At 38.1% G+C, this 17,119-nt stretch carries 16 protein-coding genes; 7 read left to right on the forward strand and 9 right to left on the reverse strand.

Annotated elements, in window-relative coordinates; all coding sequences use genetic code 11:
- Positions 1-23 precede the first annotated feature (23 nt).
- From F564_RS0104890 to F564_RS0104915, 6 genes are all read right to left on the reverse strand, one after another.
- A complete protein-coding gene (locus F564_RS0104890; RefSeq protein ID WP_028121632.1) occupies positions 24-1,403 on the reverse strand; it encodes a 4Fe-4S dicluster domain-containing protein in 1,380 nt (459 codons plus the stop codon).
- Between the two features lie 3 nt (positions 1,404-1,406).
- Entirely contained in the window at positions 1,407-2,360 is a 954-nt protein-coding gene (locus F564_RS0104895; protein ID WP_028121633.1) for an MlaD family protein, read from the reverse strand.
- Between the two features lie 117 nt (positions 2,361-2,477).
- The gene (locus F564_RS0104900) at positions 2,478-4,622 is read right to left on the reverse strand and encodes a peptidylprolyl isomerase (protein WP_028121634.1); all 2,145 of its coding nucleotides are present in this window, start codon (positions 4,620-4,622) and stop codon (positions 2,478-2,480) included.
- A 130-nt stretch (positions 4,623-4,752) separates the two neighbouring features.
- Positions 4,753-5,352 carry a hypothetical protein gene (locus F564_RS18715; protein WP_051259562.1) on the reverse strand — a complete coding sequence of 200 codons (600 nt, stop codon included), beginning with the start codon at positions 5,350-5,352 and terminating at the stop codon, positions 4,753-4,755.
- 14 nt (positions 5,353-5,366) lie between these two features.
- A complete protein-coding gene (locus F564_RS0104910; protein WP_028121635.1) occupies positions 5,367-5,954 on the reverse strand; it encodes a hypothetical protein in 588 nt (195 codons plus the stop codon).
- A gap of 15 nt (positions 5,955-5,969) precedes the next feature.
- Complete coding sequence (locus F564_RS0104915) at positions 5,970-6,527, reverse strand: RNA polymerase sigma factor (RefSeq protein ID WP_028121636.1); 558 nt, start codon at positions 6,525-6,527, stop codon at positions 5,970-5,972.
- A gap of 227 nt (positions 6,528-6,754) precedes the next feature.
- Between F564_RS0104915 and F564_RS0104920 the strand changes: the two genes are divergently transcribed.
- From F564_RS0104920 to glmM, 6 genes are all read left to right on the forward strand, one after another.
- A complete protein-coding gene (locus tag F564_RS0104920; protein ID WP_028121637.1) occupies positions 6,755-7,504 on the forward strand; it encodes a Rossmann-like and DUF2520 domain-containing protein in 750 nt (249 codons plus the stop codon).
- A gap of 57 nt (positions 7,505-7,561) precedes the next feature.
- Positions 7,562-8,464: a GLPGLI family protein gene (locus F564_RS0104925; RefSeq protein ID WP_028121638.1), complete on the forward strand. Its 903-nt coding sequence runs from the start codon at positions 7,562-7,564 to the stop codon at positions 8,462-8,464.
- A gap of 102 nt (positions 8,465-8,566) precedes the next feature.
- Positions 8,567-8,821, forward strand: coding sequence for a FeoA family protein (locus tag F564_RS0104930; protein WP_028121639.1), 255 nt, complete (start codon positions 8,567-8,569; stop codon positions 8,819-8,821).
- Positions 8,821-10,857, forward strand: coding sequence for a ferrous iron transport protein B (gene feoB, locus F564_RS0104935; RefSeq protein WP_028121640.1), 2,037 nt, complete (start codon positions 8,821-8,823; stop codon positions 10,855-10,857). Before F564_RS0104930 ends, feoB begins: the two co-directional genes overlap by 1 nt.
- A gap of 15 nt (positions 10,858-10,872) precedes the next feature.
- On the forward strand, positions 10,873-11,016 hold the full coding sequence (locus tag F564_RS20150) for a FeoB-associated Cys-rich membrane protein (protein WP_084406772.1): 144 nt from the start codon (positions 10,873-10,875) through the stop codon (positions 11,014-11,016).
- Between the two features lie 230 nt (positions 11,017-11,246).
- Complete coding sequence (gene glmM / locus F564_RS0104945) at positions 11,247-12,656, forward strand: phosphoglucosamine mutase (protein ID WP_028121641.1); 1,410 nt, start codon at positions 11,247-11,249, stop codon at positions 12,654-12,656.
- Positions 12,657-12,696: 40 nt separating this feature from the next.
- Here the strand turns inward: glmM and F564_RS0104950 are convergent, their stop codons facing one another.
- Both F564_RS0104950 and F564_RS0104955 read right to left on the reverse strand, forming a co-directional pair.
- Complete coding sequence (locus tag F564_RS0104950; RefSeq protein WP_228373861.1) at positions 12,697-13,206, reverse strand: YdcF family protein; 510 nt, start codon at positions 13,204-13,206, stop codon at positions 12,697-12,699.
- A gap of 124 nt (positions 13,207-13,330) precedes the next feature.
- On the reverse strand, positions 13,331-14,566 hold the full coding sequence (locus F564_RS0104955; protein ID WP_034980777.1) for an MFS transporter: 1,236 nt from the start codon (positions 14,564-14,566) through the stop codon (positions 13,331-13,333).
- Positions 14,567-14,628: 62 nt separating this feature from the next.
- Between F564_RS0104955 and F564_RS0104960 the strand changes: the two genes are divergently transcribed.
- Positions 14,629-14,964 (forward strand): DMT family transporter, encoded by a 336-nt coding sequence (locus F564_RS0104960; RefSeq protein WP_028121644.1) that lies wholly within the window; start codon positions 14,629-14,631, stop codon positions 14,962-14,964.
- A 243-nt stretch (positions 14,965-15,207) separates the two neighbouring features.
- On the opposite strand, the gene F564_RS0104970 is transcribed toward F564_RS0104960, so the two are convergent.
- On the reverse strand, positions 15,208-16,707 hold the full coding sequence (locus F564_RS0104970) for a GH3 auxin-responsive promoter family protein (protein ID WP_028121645.1): 1,500 nt from the start codon (positions 16,705-16,707) through the stop codon (positions 15,208-15,210).
- Positions 16,708-17,119: the final 412 nt, after the last annotated feature.

Raw genomic sequence — 17,119 nt, forward strand, 5'->3', positions numbered from 1 at the left:
CGGTAGATTATTACATTGTTTTATTAATTGTCTTTTGCCCAATTCAGACGATCTGCCTGGTTGTACTGCCAAGGCGCTGCGTTGTTTTCAACATTCGTCATCATCAGGTTTAATTCTTGTGGCGCTGCAGACTGCTCCATTACCAAAAATCTGCGCATTTCAAAAATGATGGATAATGGATCTATCAGAACAGGACAAGCTTCTACGCAAGCGTTACAAGTGGTACATGCCCAAAGCTCCTCCTTGGTAATATAATCGTTAACCAGTTTTTTACCATCATCTACAAATTGACCACCGTTTTGATTGATATTTTTACCCACTTCTTCCAATCGGTCTCTGGTTTTCATCATGATCAATCTTGGCGATAATTTTTTACCAGTCATATTAGCAGGACAAACCGATGTACATCTCCCGCACTCTGTACAGGAATAAGCACTCATCAACTGATGCTGATTGAGATCAAAAACATCTTCTGCTCCAAATTTTGAAGGAACTTCTGCTTCGACTTCTGCCGGAGCGGCATAAGGGTCTGCATTGGGATCCATCATCAATTTGATTTCCTTCGTAACAGAAGCCAGATTATTGAATTCTCCTTTTTTCTCTAGATTTGAAAACCAAGTGTTTGGGAAAGCCAATATGATGTGGAGATGCTTGGAATAATAAAGGTAATTCATAAAGAACAAAATCCCGACAAAGTGAAACCACCACGCCGATTTTTCGATAATATGAAGCGTAGAATCTGAAAAATTATCTAAAAAGAAAAAATTGGACGAAATTGGAAAATGACTTGGAGAAAGATATTCATTCCCTGCAATTGTAGAACCATAAAGTAATTTACTTTCTTGTAAAGTTTGCAAATGATGTAAACCTAAAAAATAATCCGCGCCATTCATAGTGAAAAAAGCGACCATCAAAGCAAACTCGATGATCAAAATCCAATTGGCATCTTTCTTTGGCCATCCGAAAAGTTCTTTCATTGTGAGTCTTTTCACACCGTAGAAATTTCTTCGGATAAAAAAGACCACCACAGCAACAACGACCAGCAATGCCAAAACTTCTAAAGTGGCAGTAAAAAAAGCATAGAAAGAATCTCCTAAGACACTTTGCAAAAAGCGATGTGTTCCAAAGATTCCATCGATGATTATTTCCAGAAGTTCAATATTGATAACGACAAATCCAACATACACGAAGATGTGCAAAATCCCCGCAATCGGACGTTTTACCATTTTGCTCTGTCCGAGCGCCACTCTGGTCATTACAGCCCAGCGCTCCGATTTCCTGTCGGTCCTGTTGATTTCTTTTCCTAATTTGATATTGCGGTAGATCTCTTTCAGACTTTTGAAAAACAGTCCGAAACCAAGCACCAAAAGAATTAGGAAAATAACATTATCAATATATTGCATATATTATTTTTTGTCTGAGTTTTTACCAAAAACCGAGAAGTTCACATATCTCTTTGGGTTGGCTTTGAAGTCTTCTACCAACTCATTAAGATTTTTTGAGGTCTTTGTTAGATTATTGTAAAGCTCTTCATCTTTCGCCAATTTACCAAGAGAACCGTCGCCGTTTTGTATGCCGGAAATAACGTTATTGAGTTTTCCTGCGGTCTGGTTGAATTGGTCTATTGTGCCATTCAGTTTGTCGATATCCACACGTTCTGCCACAGAACCATATTTATCCAGAGTTTTGTTGGCGGTCATCATGGCTGCGTTGGCGTTGGCAACAACTTCATGGAGACCTTTTTCGTTATTCGCCAAGATTGAATTGGTTCTATCAGATGCACCTTTGAAAGATTCTATCGTCCTGTTCAGGTTTGAAAGCAACAATTTGATCTCTCTCCTGTTTTGCTCGTCTACGATCTTGTTTGTGCTTGCCAAAGTAGAATCCAGCTTCAACAATACATTTGACAACTGATCTTTAACGGGTTTCACTTGTGAAGACAATGAGTTAAGCATTGATAACTGATAATTGCCTTTCAGCGTATCGCCATCTTTAGCGGTATTTCCACCATAAAATAAGTTGATTTTCATTTCTTTCCCTGACATCAAGCCTGGCTCAAAAATTTCTACTGTAGAATTTTTAGAAAATTCAAACGTATCATCAACTGTTACTTTTACCACAAAATGCAACTTGCCATCTTTTGTAGTGATAGGCTTTATTTCGTCAACCTGCCCTACTTTTAGTCCGTTTATGGAAACCGGATTTGAAACAGAAAGTCCTTCGACATTATCATATTTTGCATAGAAGACATTATCCGTTGTAAAAAGGTTTTTCCCTTTCATAAATTGATAAAGCACGACAAAACCTATAATGGCAAAAATGGCGATGAGTCCTGTTTTTAATTCTTTACTTAACTTCACGTTTTATTGATTTTACTAATGAGCAAATATATGAATATTGCATTTATAATTGATATAAATAAAAAACAACAAAAGCGACAATTGTGCCGCTTTTATTGATCTTAAAATATTTTAAAATTATTGCTGAGGATTTTTATCCCAAACTTCGATTCTGTAATCTTTAATATTGGCATTGTCCTGAAGACTCTTCAAGAATGCACCAGTGAACTGCTGCGAATTCTGCTGCGTAATAGATTCTGTGATTTGTTTGATATCTCCTGGTAATTTATTTGTAGTCACTGATTTTTTGACCACCAGATAAACACCCGTCATCCCTTCAATAGGTTGAGATAATTTGTTCACTGCAACTCCGAATGCTGCACCAGCAACTCTAGGTTCCATCGCACCGTTTACAGAAGGATTGAACACATTTACAGCAGCGCTTGATTTCTGAGCGCCCAATGCTTTTGCAGCCTGATCTAGGGAAGCATATTTGCCAGCGTTGATTTTCTCAATAATTTTTTTAGCCAGAACTTTATTTTTTACAATAGGCTCTATTTGATCTCTTACAGTTTCCGGATCAGCAAGACCTTCTTCCTGTTTTCCTACCACGTAAGCCACAATTCTGTCACCAGTACCTTCTACTGTAAAGATATCGGTATCGCCAATTTCTCTTTTCTTATCAAAAGCCCAAGCGATAACATCGGCGTCTTTTTCTGTTCCAAGTGCCGGAAGTGTTCCTTGGAAGCGGCTTACGGTTTTAGGATTATCAAATCTGTATTTGTTTTTCTCCGCCAGGTTTTTGAACTGATTAAAACTTTTCCCTTGACTCTGCTGGATAAATCTGGTAGCCTGAGTAAGAACCTGATTTTCCGTTTTATCAGAAGCTTTGATATTTTTAGCCAAGTGTGCAATTTTATAAGCCATCGCGCCACTTTTCTTATCTTCAACATTGATGATGTGATAACCGAATGCTGTTTCCTGCAATCCAGTAGCGCCTTTTGCATTGCTGGCCAAGAAACTCAAGTATCCTGGTGCAAACTGACTTGCCGGCGTTGTCCAACCCACACTTCCGTTTCTTTCTACGGCGTTTGGCTCGTCAGACAATTTAAGTCCTTCAGCAAATTTAGCTGGGTCAGCTTTTATAACTGCCAATAAACTATCCGCAGTTTTCTTCGCTGCTTCTTTTGTTCTTGTCGCTGTGGATCTTTCAGCACCTTTATACGCGATCAAGATATGTTTTGACAACGTAGAGTCGGAAGCTTTTTTATCTAATAATTTTGAAACCACGTAAAGCGTTTGCTCTTTGTACGGACCGAAAGTTTGTCCTATGGCTGCTGTAGTAATTTTATCTTTCAATTCTGCTGGCAATTGAGCTGGGCTTACATACTGAGAGATGAAAGGAACATCAGAATTAAGTTCTACAAACATAGAATCATTTTTGGTATTCTGGAAGTTCTCTGTTCCGTTGGAAGCATCTGTGCCTTTAAGGAAAAGTTTGTTGATCTCGTTCAACGTTGCAGCGTCATCCTGAGCACTTGGTGCAGCAGGGAAATAAGCATAAGCGATATTTCTGCTGGCAGTAGCCTTGAATCTTGTCGGATGTAATTTGATATAATCTGCAAGATCCTGAGTCGTTACTTTTACGTTGTTCTTTTTAGAAAACTCTAGGTAATCAACTTTCACAAAATCGATATTGGCCATCTCGTCGCGGAATTTCACCATCAGCTCTGCTTCTTTTTTGCTGGTAGTGACGCCTGATGTGATATTCCCGAATAACATTCTCGCCATCATTCTGTATTCGATTGCTTTTTTGTTTTTCAACCAGAAAGCATAGTTTTCAGGATTTGTAGCCTGAGATTTTTCGATCTCAGATTTTATATCTTTCAGTTTAAAGTTTCCTTTCTCGTCAAAATACTGTTGATTCTGAGCGAAAATAGGATCATATTGCAATTGGCTCCAGAACGTTTCATCTGTAAGTGTTAATCCTGTTTTTTCAAATTGTTGTTTGATGAGCTTGGACTGTACAAGAATCTGCCAAGCCTGCTCTTCTAGACCTTTTGTAGGCTGTCCTTGCTGCTGAGCCTGCTGTTGCATAATGAACAACTGGTCATTCAGCTCGTCTCTTGTGATCTCTTCGCCATTTACCTTACCCAAAATGTTTGGATTTTTACCAAAAACCTTGTCTATTGTATCAGGATTTACCAAGAAAGCCAAAAGTGCTAATGCAATAACTCCTACTAATAGCCACGATCTTTTTCTAATTTCGCCTAAAATTGCCATTTTATATTATATGTTTATAATCAGTGTGCGAAAATACATAATTTTAAGAGAATAGGAAAAATTATTTAGAAACATTTGTGAATGTGGGATATAAATTAAAAAAAACCTCTAAAAAATAGAGGTTTTGAAATTATTTATCATTCTTTTTATCAAGCATTTTATCCCTCATTTTTCCTTCTGTTTGGAAAAGCGTCAACACCTGTTGCGGAGTGAGTATTTTTAAGAATTGATCGGCATAAGTTCTTCTATTGTTAAGGAGCTGCTGTCCTACTTCAAAACTTTGATTGATACGCCTTAAGGCTTCCTCGTCAGAAAGATGATCCAGGTTTTTATCTACCAGGAATTTCTCTTTGATCTGCTTCTGATTGTTTTGATACTCAGCGTACAACTTTTTGAATTCATCTTCTCTATCTTTTGAAATATCAAGATCACTGATGACGATATTTTCTTTCATTTTTTGGTAAAAGACAGATCTGTCTTTTACGGACATATTACTTACCGCCTCCTTTTTTTCCTGCATATTCATCGTTTTCCACTCCGATGTTCTGGGGATAGGTTGCTGTCTCTGCATCGTTGCGGAAGGAGATAACGAGTTGGCAGATCCACTTCTGTATGTTGGCGTTGTTGTAGTATTTCTCCCGGCTGTACTTCCAGAATTGCGCTGTTGCGCTTTTGCGGTATGAGCGCAGAATAATCCGGCAATCAAAATAATTAATAAGCATTTATTCATCTTTTTGATTTTAATTAATTATAAAGATCAAGATAAACATCTTGTTCGCTATTCCTGTCTAAGTCTTTCAACTGATCTGGTGTAAAAGCGGCAAGCACTTTTTCTACTTCGGCTTCCGGTTTTCTCTCCGTTTCATAAGCATAATCCTGCCTATTGGTACCGTTTGTTGCGACTGATTTGCTTTTTAAGATCTGATCTGGGGATTCAAAAGAAGTATCCTGCAACGGAACATTGAAAAGTTTGCGCTTTGAGGTCTCTGTACGGGTTTCTATGGAAGTATTATTTTCAGCCATTAGATCTTTTGCAGGCTCCTGAACTGGTTCAATTTTATAAACACTGTCAATAATTGGGCTCTGCTGAGCCACAGAAACTTCGGGATCGTTACTGAATCCCAAAAATGCAGTAATTCCTGCAATCAAAACGATTGCTGCTGCGGCCATCCATTTGAAATTAAGAGCAAAAACTTTAGCTTCCTTTTTCACAACCACTGGGTTTTTTCCCACTGTTTGTGAAATGACATTCGCCTGTATCTGTTTGAAAAAATCCTCGGAAGGCTCCGGATACGGCGTTTTTCTGTTTAGTTTTTCAATATCGATTTTCATTTTCTTTTATTTTTTTTAAAACTCCTGCGAGTAATTGTCCTTAATATAATTCTCTACCTTGTCTTTGGCATAGTGATAATTCGTTTTCAAAGTTCCGACCGACATATCCAAAATCTTCGAGATCTCTTCATAAGGCAAATCATCATAATACCTCATATTGAACACCAATTTCTGTTTCTCCGGCAAAGTTTGGATCGCCTTTTGCAAAAAAACCTGAATCTCTTCCGCATCCTGTCCTGCATTATCAGCTACCAGATTCTGCATATGGTATTCTGCATCTTCATCCGTCTTCTTCATCCTGTTCATTTTATTCAGTGCCTGCAAGGCTTCATTGGTAGCGATTCTATACAGCCAAGTGTACAGTTTGCTGTCATTTTTGAACTGATGAATATTCTGATACGCCTTTATAAATGTATCCTGCAAAACATCCTGAGCACCATCGTGATCCACAATCAACCGCCGAATATGCCAATAAAGACGACTCTGATAAGCATCCATCATCTCGCGCAAACCTTTCTCCACTGTTTGTGGTTTAGCGAAGAGATTTACAATTTCCTCATCTTTGAGCTTCATTCAGGTGTTTCGTAGTTTTGATTAAAAAATAAGACCAAAGTTAAATTATTTTTTCAATTTCTTTTAATTAAATTAAACACGAAGAGTTTGTTTAAAAATGATTAAAAAATAACATTTCCAAGACATTTTGCGCACAATCACAATTATCAACCATTAATATCAAAATTCTCCGTGGACTTGGTGTTCAAATTTTTCTGAATTTTAAACAAAAATCTATCTTTGTTCTTATGAAAACAATAATTATCGGCTCGGGAAATGTGGCTTATCATTTGGCAAAAGCTTTCACTCAGAATAATATGAAAGTTCATCAGATTTTTGGACGAAATGAAATTGAACTTTCAAAGATTTCAACTGAGTTTGACATTCCTTATTCAACTGAAAAATTAGATGAAGCTGAACTTTACATCATCGCCGTTTCTGATTCATCTGTTGAAAATGTCTCCGAATTAATTAAAAACGAAAATGTACTTGTAGCTCACACTTCCGGATCATTACCAAAAGAAATCCTGAAAGGCAATTACAGAAAAGCGAGTTTCTACGCTTTGCAGACTTTTTCCAAAACCAAGGATCTCGATTATTCAAAAATTCCGTTTTTTATAGAAGCTGAGGATCAAATTGATGAAAAATCTCTTTTTGAGTTAGCATCCATTATTTCTGATAATGTCGAAATTGCAACATATGAGAAGCGAAAGTACATTCATCTCACCGCTGTTTTTGCCTGCAACTTCGTGAATCATTTGTTTGCAAGAGCCAAGGAAATTTCCGATGCTCAGGCTCTTAATTTCAATTATTTCCTTCCTTTAATTAATGAAACCGTAGAGAAAATCAATCATCTTGAACCAAAACTCGCTCAAACCGGACCAGCCGTACGTGGCGACGAAAGGATTTTAAAACTGCACGAAGATCTGATTAAAAATGAGGAGCAACTCAAAATTTATAAAACAATGAATGAGTCGATCAGAAAAATGTATGAATAATTGTGTAACATTTTCCGGAATACTACACTAATTATTCAGAAACAAAAAATATAAAATATGAACCCTCTCAAAAAATTATTCATTCTTCCAATTCTGACGGTTGGATCCATGGTTTTTGCTCAAACGGCTTCTAACCGTTTTTTCTACGAATTGACTTTCAAACCAAAGAAAGATTCGGCTAAAGTCGAAAAAGTAATGACAACACTAGATATCACAAAAGAAAAATCACTTTACAGAGACTTTACTTGGGTTGCTCAGGATTCTATCATTAAAATAGAAGTAGAAGCGATGCAGAAAGCTGGCGTTTTCAAGGATATGTCAAAATCTATGAGAATGCCAAAATTTGCTTACAAGGTAGAAAAAGCCTATCCGGATATGAAGGTAATCTTGGAAGAAGGACTTCAAAACGGGATGACGCCGGTGAAGTTAGGTTACGTAGACAACACCAAATTCAATTGGAGTATCACATCTGATAAAGTAAAAATCGGAACCTATAGCACGCAGAAAGCCACCACAGACTTCGGAGGCAGAAAATGGAATGCGTGGTTCACCACAGATCTTCCTTTTCAAGATGGCCCTTATAAATTCTATGGGTTGCCAGGGCTGATTGTAAAGATTGAAGATGATGGCGGAAATTATTCTTGGGAACTGAAGGGCAATAAAAAAGTCGACAATTTCGAAGAATTATCTTACATCGAAAAAATATCGCCGGGCGGAAGTGCGAAACGTGTAGAAGTATCCAGAGACAAATTTGAAAGTACCATTGCAGATTTCAAGAAAGATCCTTTTGCAACCATCAGGCCGATGCTGAAACCAGAAATGATGTCTCAAAAATTACCTGGGAGTGATGTTAGCATTGGCGAAATGGTAAAAAAACAGGAAAAAATGCTGAAAGATTTTTATGACGCCAACGATAATCCAATAGAACCGCCTGTTCTGAAAGACAAAAAGAAAAAATAAAACAGAAACCGGGAAAAAAACTTCTCGGTTTTTTTATGATTAATATCCTTATTTAGATTTATTTAAAACAAGCTATATTTGCAATTCTAAAATTGATGAATTTTGCAAAATAAACATCCAGATAAATTGTGTTGCTTCCCAAAAAACAAATTAGGGAAAATCACAGGCTATGATAATGAGCATCTGCAAATGCCTACCAAGATCTTAGAAATGGGACTTCTTCCGGAAACTTCATTTCAGGTTCTGTATCAGGCACCTTTTGGTGGTCCACTTTACATAGAATACGGCTCCGAAAAAACAAAAGTCGCGTTGCGGGAAGAGGAAGCAAAATACATCAAGGTAGAAGTATGGGGATAATGCAGGATCAGAAAAAGCAGAAACAGATCTTATTGGTGGGAAACCCGAATGTGGGGAAATCTACACTTTTCAACAGTCTGTGCAACAGAAAACAAAAAACCGGAAACTACGCTGGCGTTACCGTCGCAAGTCTGTCCGGAAATTATATTTATAACAATGAGGAGGTAGAGATCACGGATCTTCCAGGATCTTACAGCATCTACCCAACTTCGGAAGATGAAGCGATCTTTTCCAGATATCTGATTCAGGAACAGGACAATTACATTGGTGTTCTGTACATTGCAGATGCGATCAATATGAAGCGAAGCCTGCTTCTGTTTCAGCAGATTCAGGATTTGGGAATCCCCATCCTGATGGTTGTGAACCAAATTGATGAGGCCGAAAAACGCGGCATCAAGATCAATACAGAGGCGCTTTCCAAAACACTGAACGTCGAGATCTTAAGAACCAACGCCAAGGAACACATTGGTATCGATGAGATCCGTGAAGCAATTTTCAGCAATCAATTCAATAAATCTTCCCAAAGCACTTTTGAAATCCCGATTGAGCAAAAAGGATTGGTTTACAAAATATCCCAGAACACAAAAGACCAGAATCTTTACAAAATCTGGACGCTTCTGGCGGCAGACACTTATCTTGGAAAAATTGAAAGGATCAATGAGATCATTACTCAGGAAGATGCCAAATGCAATGTTCCAAAACGTCTCCAGATACAGGAAACAGTAAGACGATATCAGAATATTGATCAAATAATTTCTGAAACCACGGAGAAAATCCCGCAAAGAAAGCAGCTTCTGACAGAAAAACTAGACCGCATCTTGGTTCACCCAGTTTGGGGATATTTGATTTTCTTCCTGATTTTATTATTAATATTTCAAAGTGTTTTCTTTCTTGCCGAATATCCAATGAACTGGATAGAAGGCCTATTCAGTTGGTTTTCAAATTTCTCAGGAGATTACCTTCCGGAAGGGCCAATCAATTCATTAATATCAAACGGGATACTGCCGGGAGTTGGCGGCATCGTGATTTTTGCACCACAGATTGGAATCTTACTTTACTTTCTCTATTTGTTAGAAGACTCTGGCTATATGGCAAGGGTTATCTTTTTGATGGACAGATTCTTACGACCATTTGGGTTGAATGGCAAAAGTATCGTTCCACTGGTTTCCGGAACGGCTTGCGCTATTCCTGCAATAATGTCTACAAGAAACATAGAAAACATCAAGGAAAGACTGATTACGATTCTCGTAACGCCTTTTATGACGTGTTCTGCGAGATTACCGGTTTACAGCATCATCATTGGATTGATCATTCCAGACGAAAGTTTTTATGGCATCAAATACAGAGCTTTGGCACTTTTGTCAATGTATCTTTTAGGCTTCGCGATGTCATTATTTTCTTCCTTAATTCTTAAAAATTTAATAAAAACTAAGGTCAAAAGTTTCCTGGTGATGGATCTTCCGACCTACAAAATGCCATTATTCGGTTATGATTTCAAATTGGTTTTGGGCAAAGTTTGGGAATTTATAAGTGGTGCAGGCAAAGTTATTTTCACGGTGAGTATTATTTTATGGACATTAAGCTACTTCGGTCCATCTCAAAAAGAAAATCAAACGATTGCTTCGAATGTAAAATTAGAAAAATCTTACCTTGGGAAAATCGGTCGTTCTATGGAACCAGCGATTGCACCTTTGGGCTACGACTGGAAAATGGGAATCGGGATTTTGACAAGTTTTGCCGCGAGAGAGGTTTTTGTCGGCACATTATCAACCCTTTACAGTCTGGACGATGAAGCGCCAGAAGGCCGATTGATAGAGAAAATGAGACTGGACACCCATCCAAATGGTGACAAAGTTTTCAGTTTTGCGACAGGCGTTTCGATTTTGCTTTTTTATGCGTTTGCGATGCAGTGTATTTCTACAATTGCCGTGGTTTACAGAGAAACACAGAGTTTGAAATGGACGTTGCTTCAGACTTTTGCGATGACTTTTTTGGCATACATTTCGGCACTTGTTGCTTATCAGATTCTGAAATAATTTTAAATCAGAAAAATGGAAAACTCAATCATTATACAATACGCGATCATCGGATTATTGGTTTTAGGAGCGCTTTACTTTACTTTTAAGAAATTTACCAAAACCTTTTCCAAGAAAAAAGACGGCAAAAACTGTGGTCCGGATTGTGGCTGTTCTTAACTGGAAAAATTGAATGATTCTGGCAGTCATTACAATGACGCAAGCTCACACATTATCCATAAGGGTTTTTTACGCACTTTTTTTTTAGAGACCAAACGCATCATCTTAGGCAAAAAAGAGCTGTGAGAGAATTCAAGAGAAAACACCAGCACTTTGATGTGAAATTGAAAACCATAATGACTTCTTTTTAATACATTTGCACTGCAATATAAAAACCTTAAAATTCAAAAATGTCATTAATCAAATCAATCTCCGGAATACGCGGAACTATTGGCGGCCGCGTCAATGATAACCTGACTCCGCTGGATGTCGTGAAATTTGCTTCTGCCTTCGGAACTTGGCTTCAGAACAATAAAAATAAAAAAGACTTAACCTTAGTTATCGGTCGTGATGCGAGGATTTCTGGTCAAATGGTTTCTTCACTCGTTGCTTCTACTTTGCAAGGTCTTGGAATTAACGTTGTTGATTTGGGACTTTCTACAACACCAACTGTTGAAATAATGGTTCCGGAACTGAATGCTGACGGCGGAATTATCCTGACTGCTTCTCACAATCCAAAACAATGGAACGCATTGAAATTGCTTAATGACAAAGGCGAATTCATCAGTGGAGAAAATGGTGCTGACGTTTTGACTTTGGCTGAAAATGAAGATTTCAATTATGCAGAAGTTGATGATTTGGGTAAATATGAGACGAGAGATGACGCTTTTGACATTCATATCAAACAAATTCTTGACTTGCCAACTGTTGATGTAGAAGCGATAAAAGCTAAGAAATTTAAAGTGGTTTTGGATGCGGTAAATTCTACCGGCGGGATTTCTATTCCACCACTTTTGGAGAAACTCGGCGTTGAAGTTGTGAAACTTTATTGCGAGCCAAACGGGCAATTCCCTCACAATCCGGAACCTTTGAAAGAACATCTTGGCGACATCTGCGAATTGGTCATCCAAGAAAAAGCGGATATGGGAATCGTGGTAGATCCTGATGTGGACAGACTGGCTTTGGTAGACGAAAAAGGCGAAATGTTTGGCGAAGAATACACTTTGGTTGCCGTTGCAGATTACCTTTTGAGAGACCAAAAAGGCGTGGCCATTTCCAATCTTTCATCCAGCCGGGCATTGAGAGATGTGGCGAAAAACCTGGATTCTGACTATTTTGCAAGTGCTGTAGGAGAAGTGAATGTCGTCAACCTGATGAAAGAAAAAAATGCCGTTATTGGTGGCGAAGGAAACGGTGGAATCATCTATCCGGCGCTGCATTACGGACGTGATTCTTTGGTTGGTGTTGCATTATTCTTAACCCATTTGGCGAAAGAAAACAAAACCGTTTCTGAATTGAGAGCCACTTATCCAAGTTATTTTATGGGTAAAAAGAAAATCGAACTGACGCCGGATATTGATGTAGATGCTTTATTAATCAAAGTTCAGGAAGAATACAAGAACGAAGACATTTCGACTTCGCTCAATGTGACAGAAGTTTCTACAATTGACGGTGTAAAAATCGATTTCCCTGAAAACTGGGTTCATTTGAGAAAGTCAAATACAGAACCGATTATCAGAATTTACACTGAGGCATTTTCTCAGGAAGAAGCGGATAAATTGGGTGATGATATGATTGCGAAGATTAGAAGTTTGATATAAATTAAAGGAAGCAAAGTTTTTGCTTCCTTTTTTATTTCAATTAAATCGCTTCTTTATAATAAGCCACAAATTCTCGAAAAATTGAATAGAAATCCCTCAATTCAAAATATTCCTGGCTTGCGCTTTCAACATTTTCAAACCCTTTCTTTCTGAATAATTTCTTGGTTCTTGTCTGATGAAAATACTGGGAAACAGAAATTGCATTTTTGAAATTCAAACTATCCATTATTCTGATGGAATTCTCAACCGTTTTCTCCGTATCATTTCCGTAATTATCAACCAGTATTTTCCCTTTAGGGATTTTATTATTAATCAAATATGCCTGCATTTTCTTTCCTTCCCAAAAACCTTCCTTTCCCAAACCACCGCTGACGATAATTGATTTGATTCTTTTCTGAGTGAATAATCCGATGCTTTTATCAAGACGGGCGTTTAACCTCTCGGACAAAGTTCCATCTTCGTTCACTTTGTTTCCTAGAACGATGGCAACGTCTGCTTTTGTTTGTTCATCAGTCAATCCATCTATGGTAATGTAAATTGAATGCGCCAAAAACCAAACAATAATAATGACGAAAATTGATTTGATAAAAGTAGAAATTTTCTTCGTTAAGAATCTAAATTATAAAATATTATTTCTAAAAGCCACCTGCAATGAGCCAATTGCTATCAGCCATTTAATATTCCATCTTTCTCAATTTCTTAGAAGTCGTGCCAATGAATATAGCTGTTAAAACCGTCATTGCCCCTCCGAAAACCACAGATCGTACAACGCCCATCAGCTTCGCAGTCAATCCACTTTCAAATTGCCCCAATTCATTACTAGACATAATGAAAATCGAATTCACGCTCAAAACACGTCCTCGGATCTCTTCTGGCGTTTTCAACTGTACGATGGTGCCCCGGATCACGACGCTGATTCCGTCCAACATTCCACTTAAGACAAGGAATGCAAATGACAGCCAATACATTTTCGATAATCCAAATCCAATGATACAAAGTCCGAAACCTGTTGCCACAAAAAGTAATATTTTGCCCTGGTTTTTCCTCAGTGGAACCATAGAAAGTGTAATGATAATCAACATAGAACCGATGTCAGAAGCCGCATTCAGCAAGCCAAAACCTTCCGAACCAACTTTCAGAATATCACTCGCAAAAACCGGAATCATTGCCACTGCGCCACCAAAAAGTACCGCAAACATATCCAGCATCTGAGCACCAAGAATTTCCTTTGTTTTATAAATATAAGCCAAACCTTCCTTCATGCTGTCGAAGACATTCACATCCTTATTCTTATTCTCAGAGAACTGTTTGTTGATGGTCCAGAAAAACAATGATGACAAAACCATACAACTGACAATCACCACCAAAGTCCATTTGATCGTGATCAAAGCAATCAGAAACCCGCCCAAAGCATGACCGGAAACCGAGGCAATCAAAAACGTCGCTTGGTTCAAAGTTACGGCGTAAGGCAAATTCTCCTGCTTCACAATTCTCGGGATCATACTCGGAACCAATGGCCCCAAAAACGAGCGACAAATCCCCGTGAAAAAAATTACCGCGTAAATAAAATAAGTGATCTCATGACCTGTAAATTGCAATTTATGCCCCATAAAAGCCGGGATCAAAAGCAAACTGATCAAAACCACATACGCATAATTACACAGCAAAAGCAGCTTTTTCTTTTCATTCATGTCGATCACGTGACCAGCGTACAGCGCGCACGACACCGCCGGAATCACCTCGGAAAGCCCAATCAATCCAATAGAAAAAGGATCGTGCGTCAACTGATAAACCCACCAACCCAAAAGTGTTGCCAGCATCCTGAATGCGATGATCAGAAAAAACCTGCCTGTTAAAAGATGACGAAATTCCATATTGTTTAAAACGCGAAGTGGTGTAAAAGAAATCATTTTGCAAAAGTAGTGGATCGTGATTAATTAGGTATTAATTTTCAAAATTTTATCTTCGCAGGATGAATTGGATCATACTCATCATCGCAGGACTATTTGAAACAGGATTTGCCGCTTGCCTCGGAAAAGCGCAGGAAACTTCAGGAAAAGAAAGCATCTATTGGTGGATCGGGTTTTCCGCCTGTCTTTTCACCAGTATGTTTCTGATGTTCAAAGCCATCTCGGGACCTAGCGGATTACCAATCGGCACCGCTTATGCCGTCTGGACAGGTATTGGCGCAGTCGGCGGCGTGATCGTCGGGATTCTGATCTTCAAAGAACCAGCCACTTTTTGGCGACTTTTTTTCGTTTCCACATTAATTGCCTCCATTGTAGGTTTGAAAGCTGTAAGTCATTGATATTTTCAGGAGCTATTTGACTTTGTCGAACAGAAATTTATTTAATTTTTGGAGCTGTTTCCCGCTATCCGCTGTATCTTTTTTGTTTTCAGAACCTTTTCTCATCAAAAAAAACAGACAAAAAGAAAACAAAAAAGGATGCCGCTACTATCGGGGCTATGGGATTTGTAAACCAATCGATATTTTACGCAAAATCCACACTTTATCAAAGTTCTAAATCGTTGACAAGGCTTAACAATCGGATTACAATTGAAACTCAGACAAAAAATCACCGATCTTCCGGTCATTTGCCAATCTCGGAATTTTGTTCTGTCCGCCCAATTTCCCTTCAGATTTCGCATAATCCTGAAAGGCATTTTTCTTCAATTTTGTAATTACCAAAGGTTGCAGAATATTTCCAGAAATCAAATCATCATAATAAGTATTTCGCTTTCTGAGCTGTAGATCCAATTCGGATTTGAACGCTTGCAAATCCTCTGCTTCTTTTTCAAATTCTATAAACCATTCGTGGTAAGGCAATCCTTCCGCCGGATTCACTTGTGGTGCAAGATGGAATTCTGTAATTTGAGCAGGAAATTTCTCCACGGTTGCTTTCAACGCTTCTTCCACTTCAAACGCAATCACGTGTTCTCCAAAAGCCGAAGTAAAATGTTTGGTTCTGCCAGAAACCAAAATTCGGTAAGGGTTTTTATCAATAAATCTCACCACATCGCCGATAGAATAAGCCCAAAGACCAGAATTGGTCGTCAAAATCAAGGCGTAATCTTTATAAAGTTCCACATCTTTCAGCGTCAATCTTTTTGCATTCGGTTTGCCATATTGTTCTAATGGAACAAATTCGTAGAAAATCCCGTGGTTGGTCAACAGCAACAATCCTTCTTTGGTATAATCATCCTGAAACGCAAAAAAACCTTCCGACGCCGGAAACGTCTGAACAATATCGACAGGTTTTCCCAGCAATTCATTCATCTTGTTGCGGTACGGCTCGTAGTTGACGCCTCCAGTTATGATCAATTGGAGGTTTGGGAAAATCTCCGTAATTTTTTTGCCGTGTCGGTCAATCAGTTTTTCGAAATACATAATGAGCCAAGGTGGGATACCTGAAATCAGGGTCATATTTTCTTTCTCGGTTTCTTCTACGATTTTATCGACTTTGGTTTCCCAGTCTTCGATGCAGTTGGTTTCCCAGCTTGGCAATCTGTTTTTCTGAAGGTAATTGGGGATGTGGTGCGCCACGATTCCGGACAATCTTCCGTTTTTGATGCCATTGATTTCTTCCAATACTGGCGAACCTTGTAGGAAAATCATCTTTCCGTTGACGAAATCTGCATTGTTTTTCTTTTCGATGTAATGGAAAAGTGCACTTTGAGCCGCTGCAATCTGAAAAGGCATTGCTTCTTTGGAAATCGGAATATATTTGGCACCAGAAGTGGTTCCGGAGGTTTTAGCAAAATACTCCGGTAAGTCTGGCCAAAGGATTTTGGACTGTCCTTTTTGGATTTTCTCGATGTAAGGCTTCAAATCTTCATAGTCAGCAATCGGAACATTGGTTCGGAAATCCTCACTATTCTTTATCGTTTCAAATTGATGCTCTCTTCCGAAGAGCGTTTTCTCAGCGGTTTTGACGAGTGAAAGCAGAAGTTCTTCTTGATTCTTGACCGCATTGGTTTTGAAATCTTTTGTTTTGGCGGTATGTTTTTTGGCCCAGATGAGGGCAATGTTTTTCTTTATAAAATCTAACATTAATTAAGAAATTTCGATTTTCAAATTTAGAAGTAATCTTTTATATAATAGATGTTGGAAGTTAGATTTTAGATATTAGATTTTAGTTTCTTTGAAAATACACAATTGAAATTTAGAAACATTGACTGTTTGACACTTATTAGAAATGACAAAACACCGATCTAATTTTTCCCTCGTGTTTTATGCAAAATCTGCAGCCCGACTAATCTCATCTTTTCTATTTTTTTATTTGAATCGATGAACCACTTCGTTAGGTTTGAGCGGAAATCCTTTTTTGCTTGTACTCAAGTTCAACTTAACGGAAAATTTTGAGAAAAATGATTGGGAGCGGAAGGCGGATAAAGCTGCCCAATCATTATTATTAAAAAGTTTGTGATAAGTGTTTGTGTTTTAGAAAGAATAATTGTACTTT

Source organism: Epilithonimonas tenax DSM 16811, from assembly GCF_000428485.1.
GTDB lineage: Bacteria > Bacteroidota > Bacteroidia > Flavobacteriales > Weeksellaceae > Epilithonimonas > Epilithonimonas tenax.

Excerpts from the sequence above, each read along its gene's own strand:
- F564_RS0104960 (WP_028121644.1), top strand. The coding sequence starts at position 14,629 with ATGAATTGGATCATACTCATCATCGCAGGACTATTTGAAACAGGATTT.
- F564_RS0104910 (WP_028121635.1), bottom strand. The coding sequence starts at position 5,954 with ATGAAAATCGATATTGAAAAACTAAACAGAAAAACGCCGTATCCGGAG.
- F564_RS20150 (WP_084406772.1), top strand. The coding sequence starts at position 10,873 with ATGGAAAACTCAATCATTATACAATACGCGATCATCGGATTATTGGTT.
- F564_RS0104890 (WP_028121632.1), bottom strand. The coding sequence starts at position 1,403 with ATGCAATATATTGATAATGTTATTTTCCTAATTCTTTTGGTGCTTGGT.
- F564_RS18715 (WP_051259562.1), bottom strand. The coding sequence starts at position 5,352 with ATGAATAAATGCTTATTAATTATTTTGATTGCCGGATTATTCTGCGCT.
- F564_RS0104970 (WP_028121645.1), bottom strand. The coding sequence starts at position 16,707 with ATGTTAGATTTTATAAAGAAAAACATTGCCCTCATCTGGGCCAAAAAA.
- glmM (WP_028121641.1), top strand. The coding sequence starts at position 11,247 with ATGTCATTAATCAAATCAATCTCCGGAATACGCGGAACTATTGGCGGC.
- F564_RS0104955 (WP_034980777.1), bottom strand. The coding sequence starts at position 14,566 with ATGATTTCTTTTACACCACTTCGCGTTTTAAACAATATGGAATTTCGT.
- F564_RS0104925 (WP_028121638.1), top strand. The coding sequence starts at position 7,562 with ATGAACCCTCTCAAAAAATTATTCATTCTTCCAATTCTGACGGTTGGA.
- F564_RS0104920 (WP_028121637.1), top strand. The coding sequence starts at position 6,755 with ATGAAAACAATAATTATCGGCTCGGGAAATGTGGCTTATCATTTGGCA.
- feoB (WP_028121640.1), top strand. The coding sequence starts at position 8,821 with ATGCAGGATCAGAAAAAGCAGAAACAGATCTTATTGGTGGGAAACCCG.
- F564_RS0104915 (WP_028121636.1), bottom strand. The coding sequence starts at position 6,527 with ATGAAGCTCAAAGATGAGGAAATTGTAAATCTCTTCGCTAAACCACAA.
- F564_RS0104900 (WP_028121634.1), bottom strand. The coding sequence starts at position 4,622 with ATGGCAATTTTAGGCGAAATTAGAAAAAGATCGTGGCTATTAGTAGGA.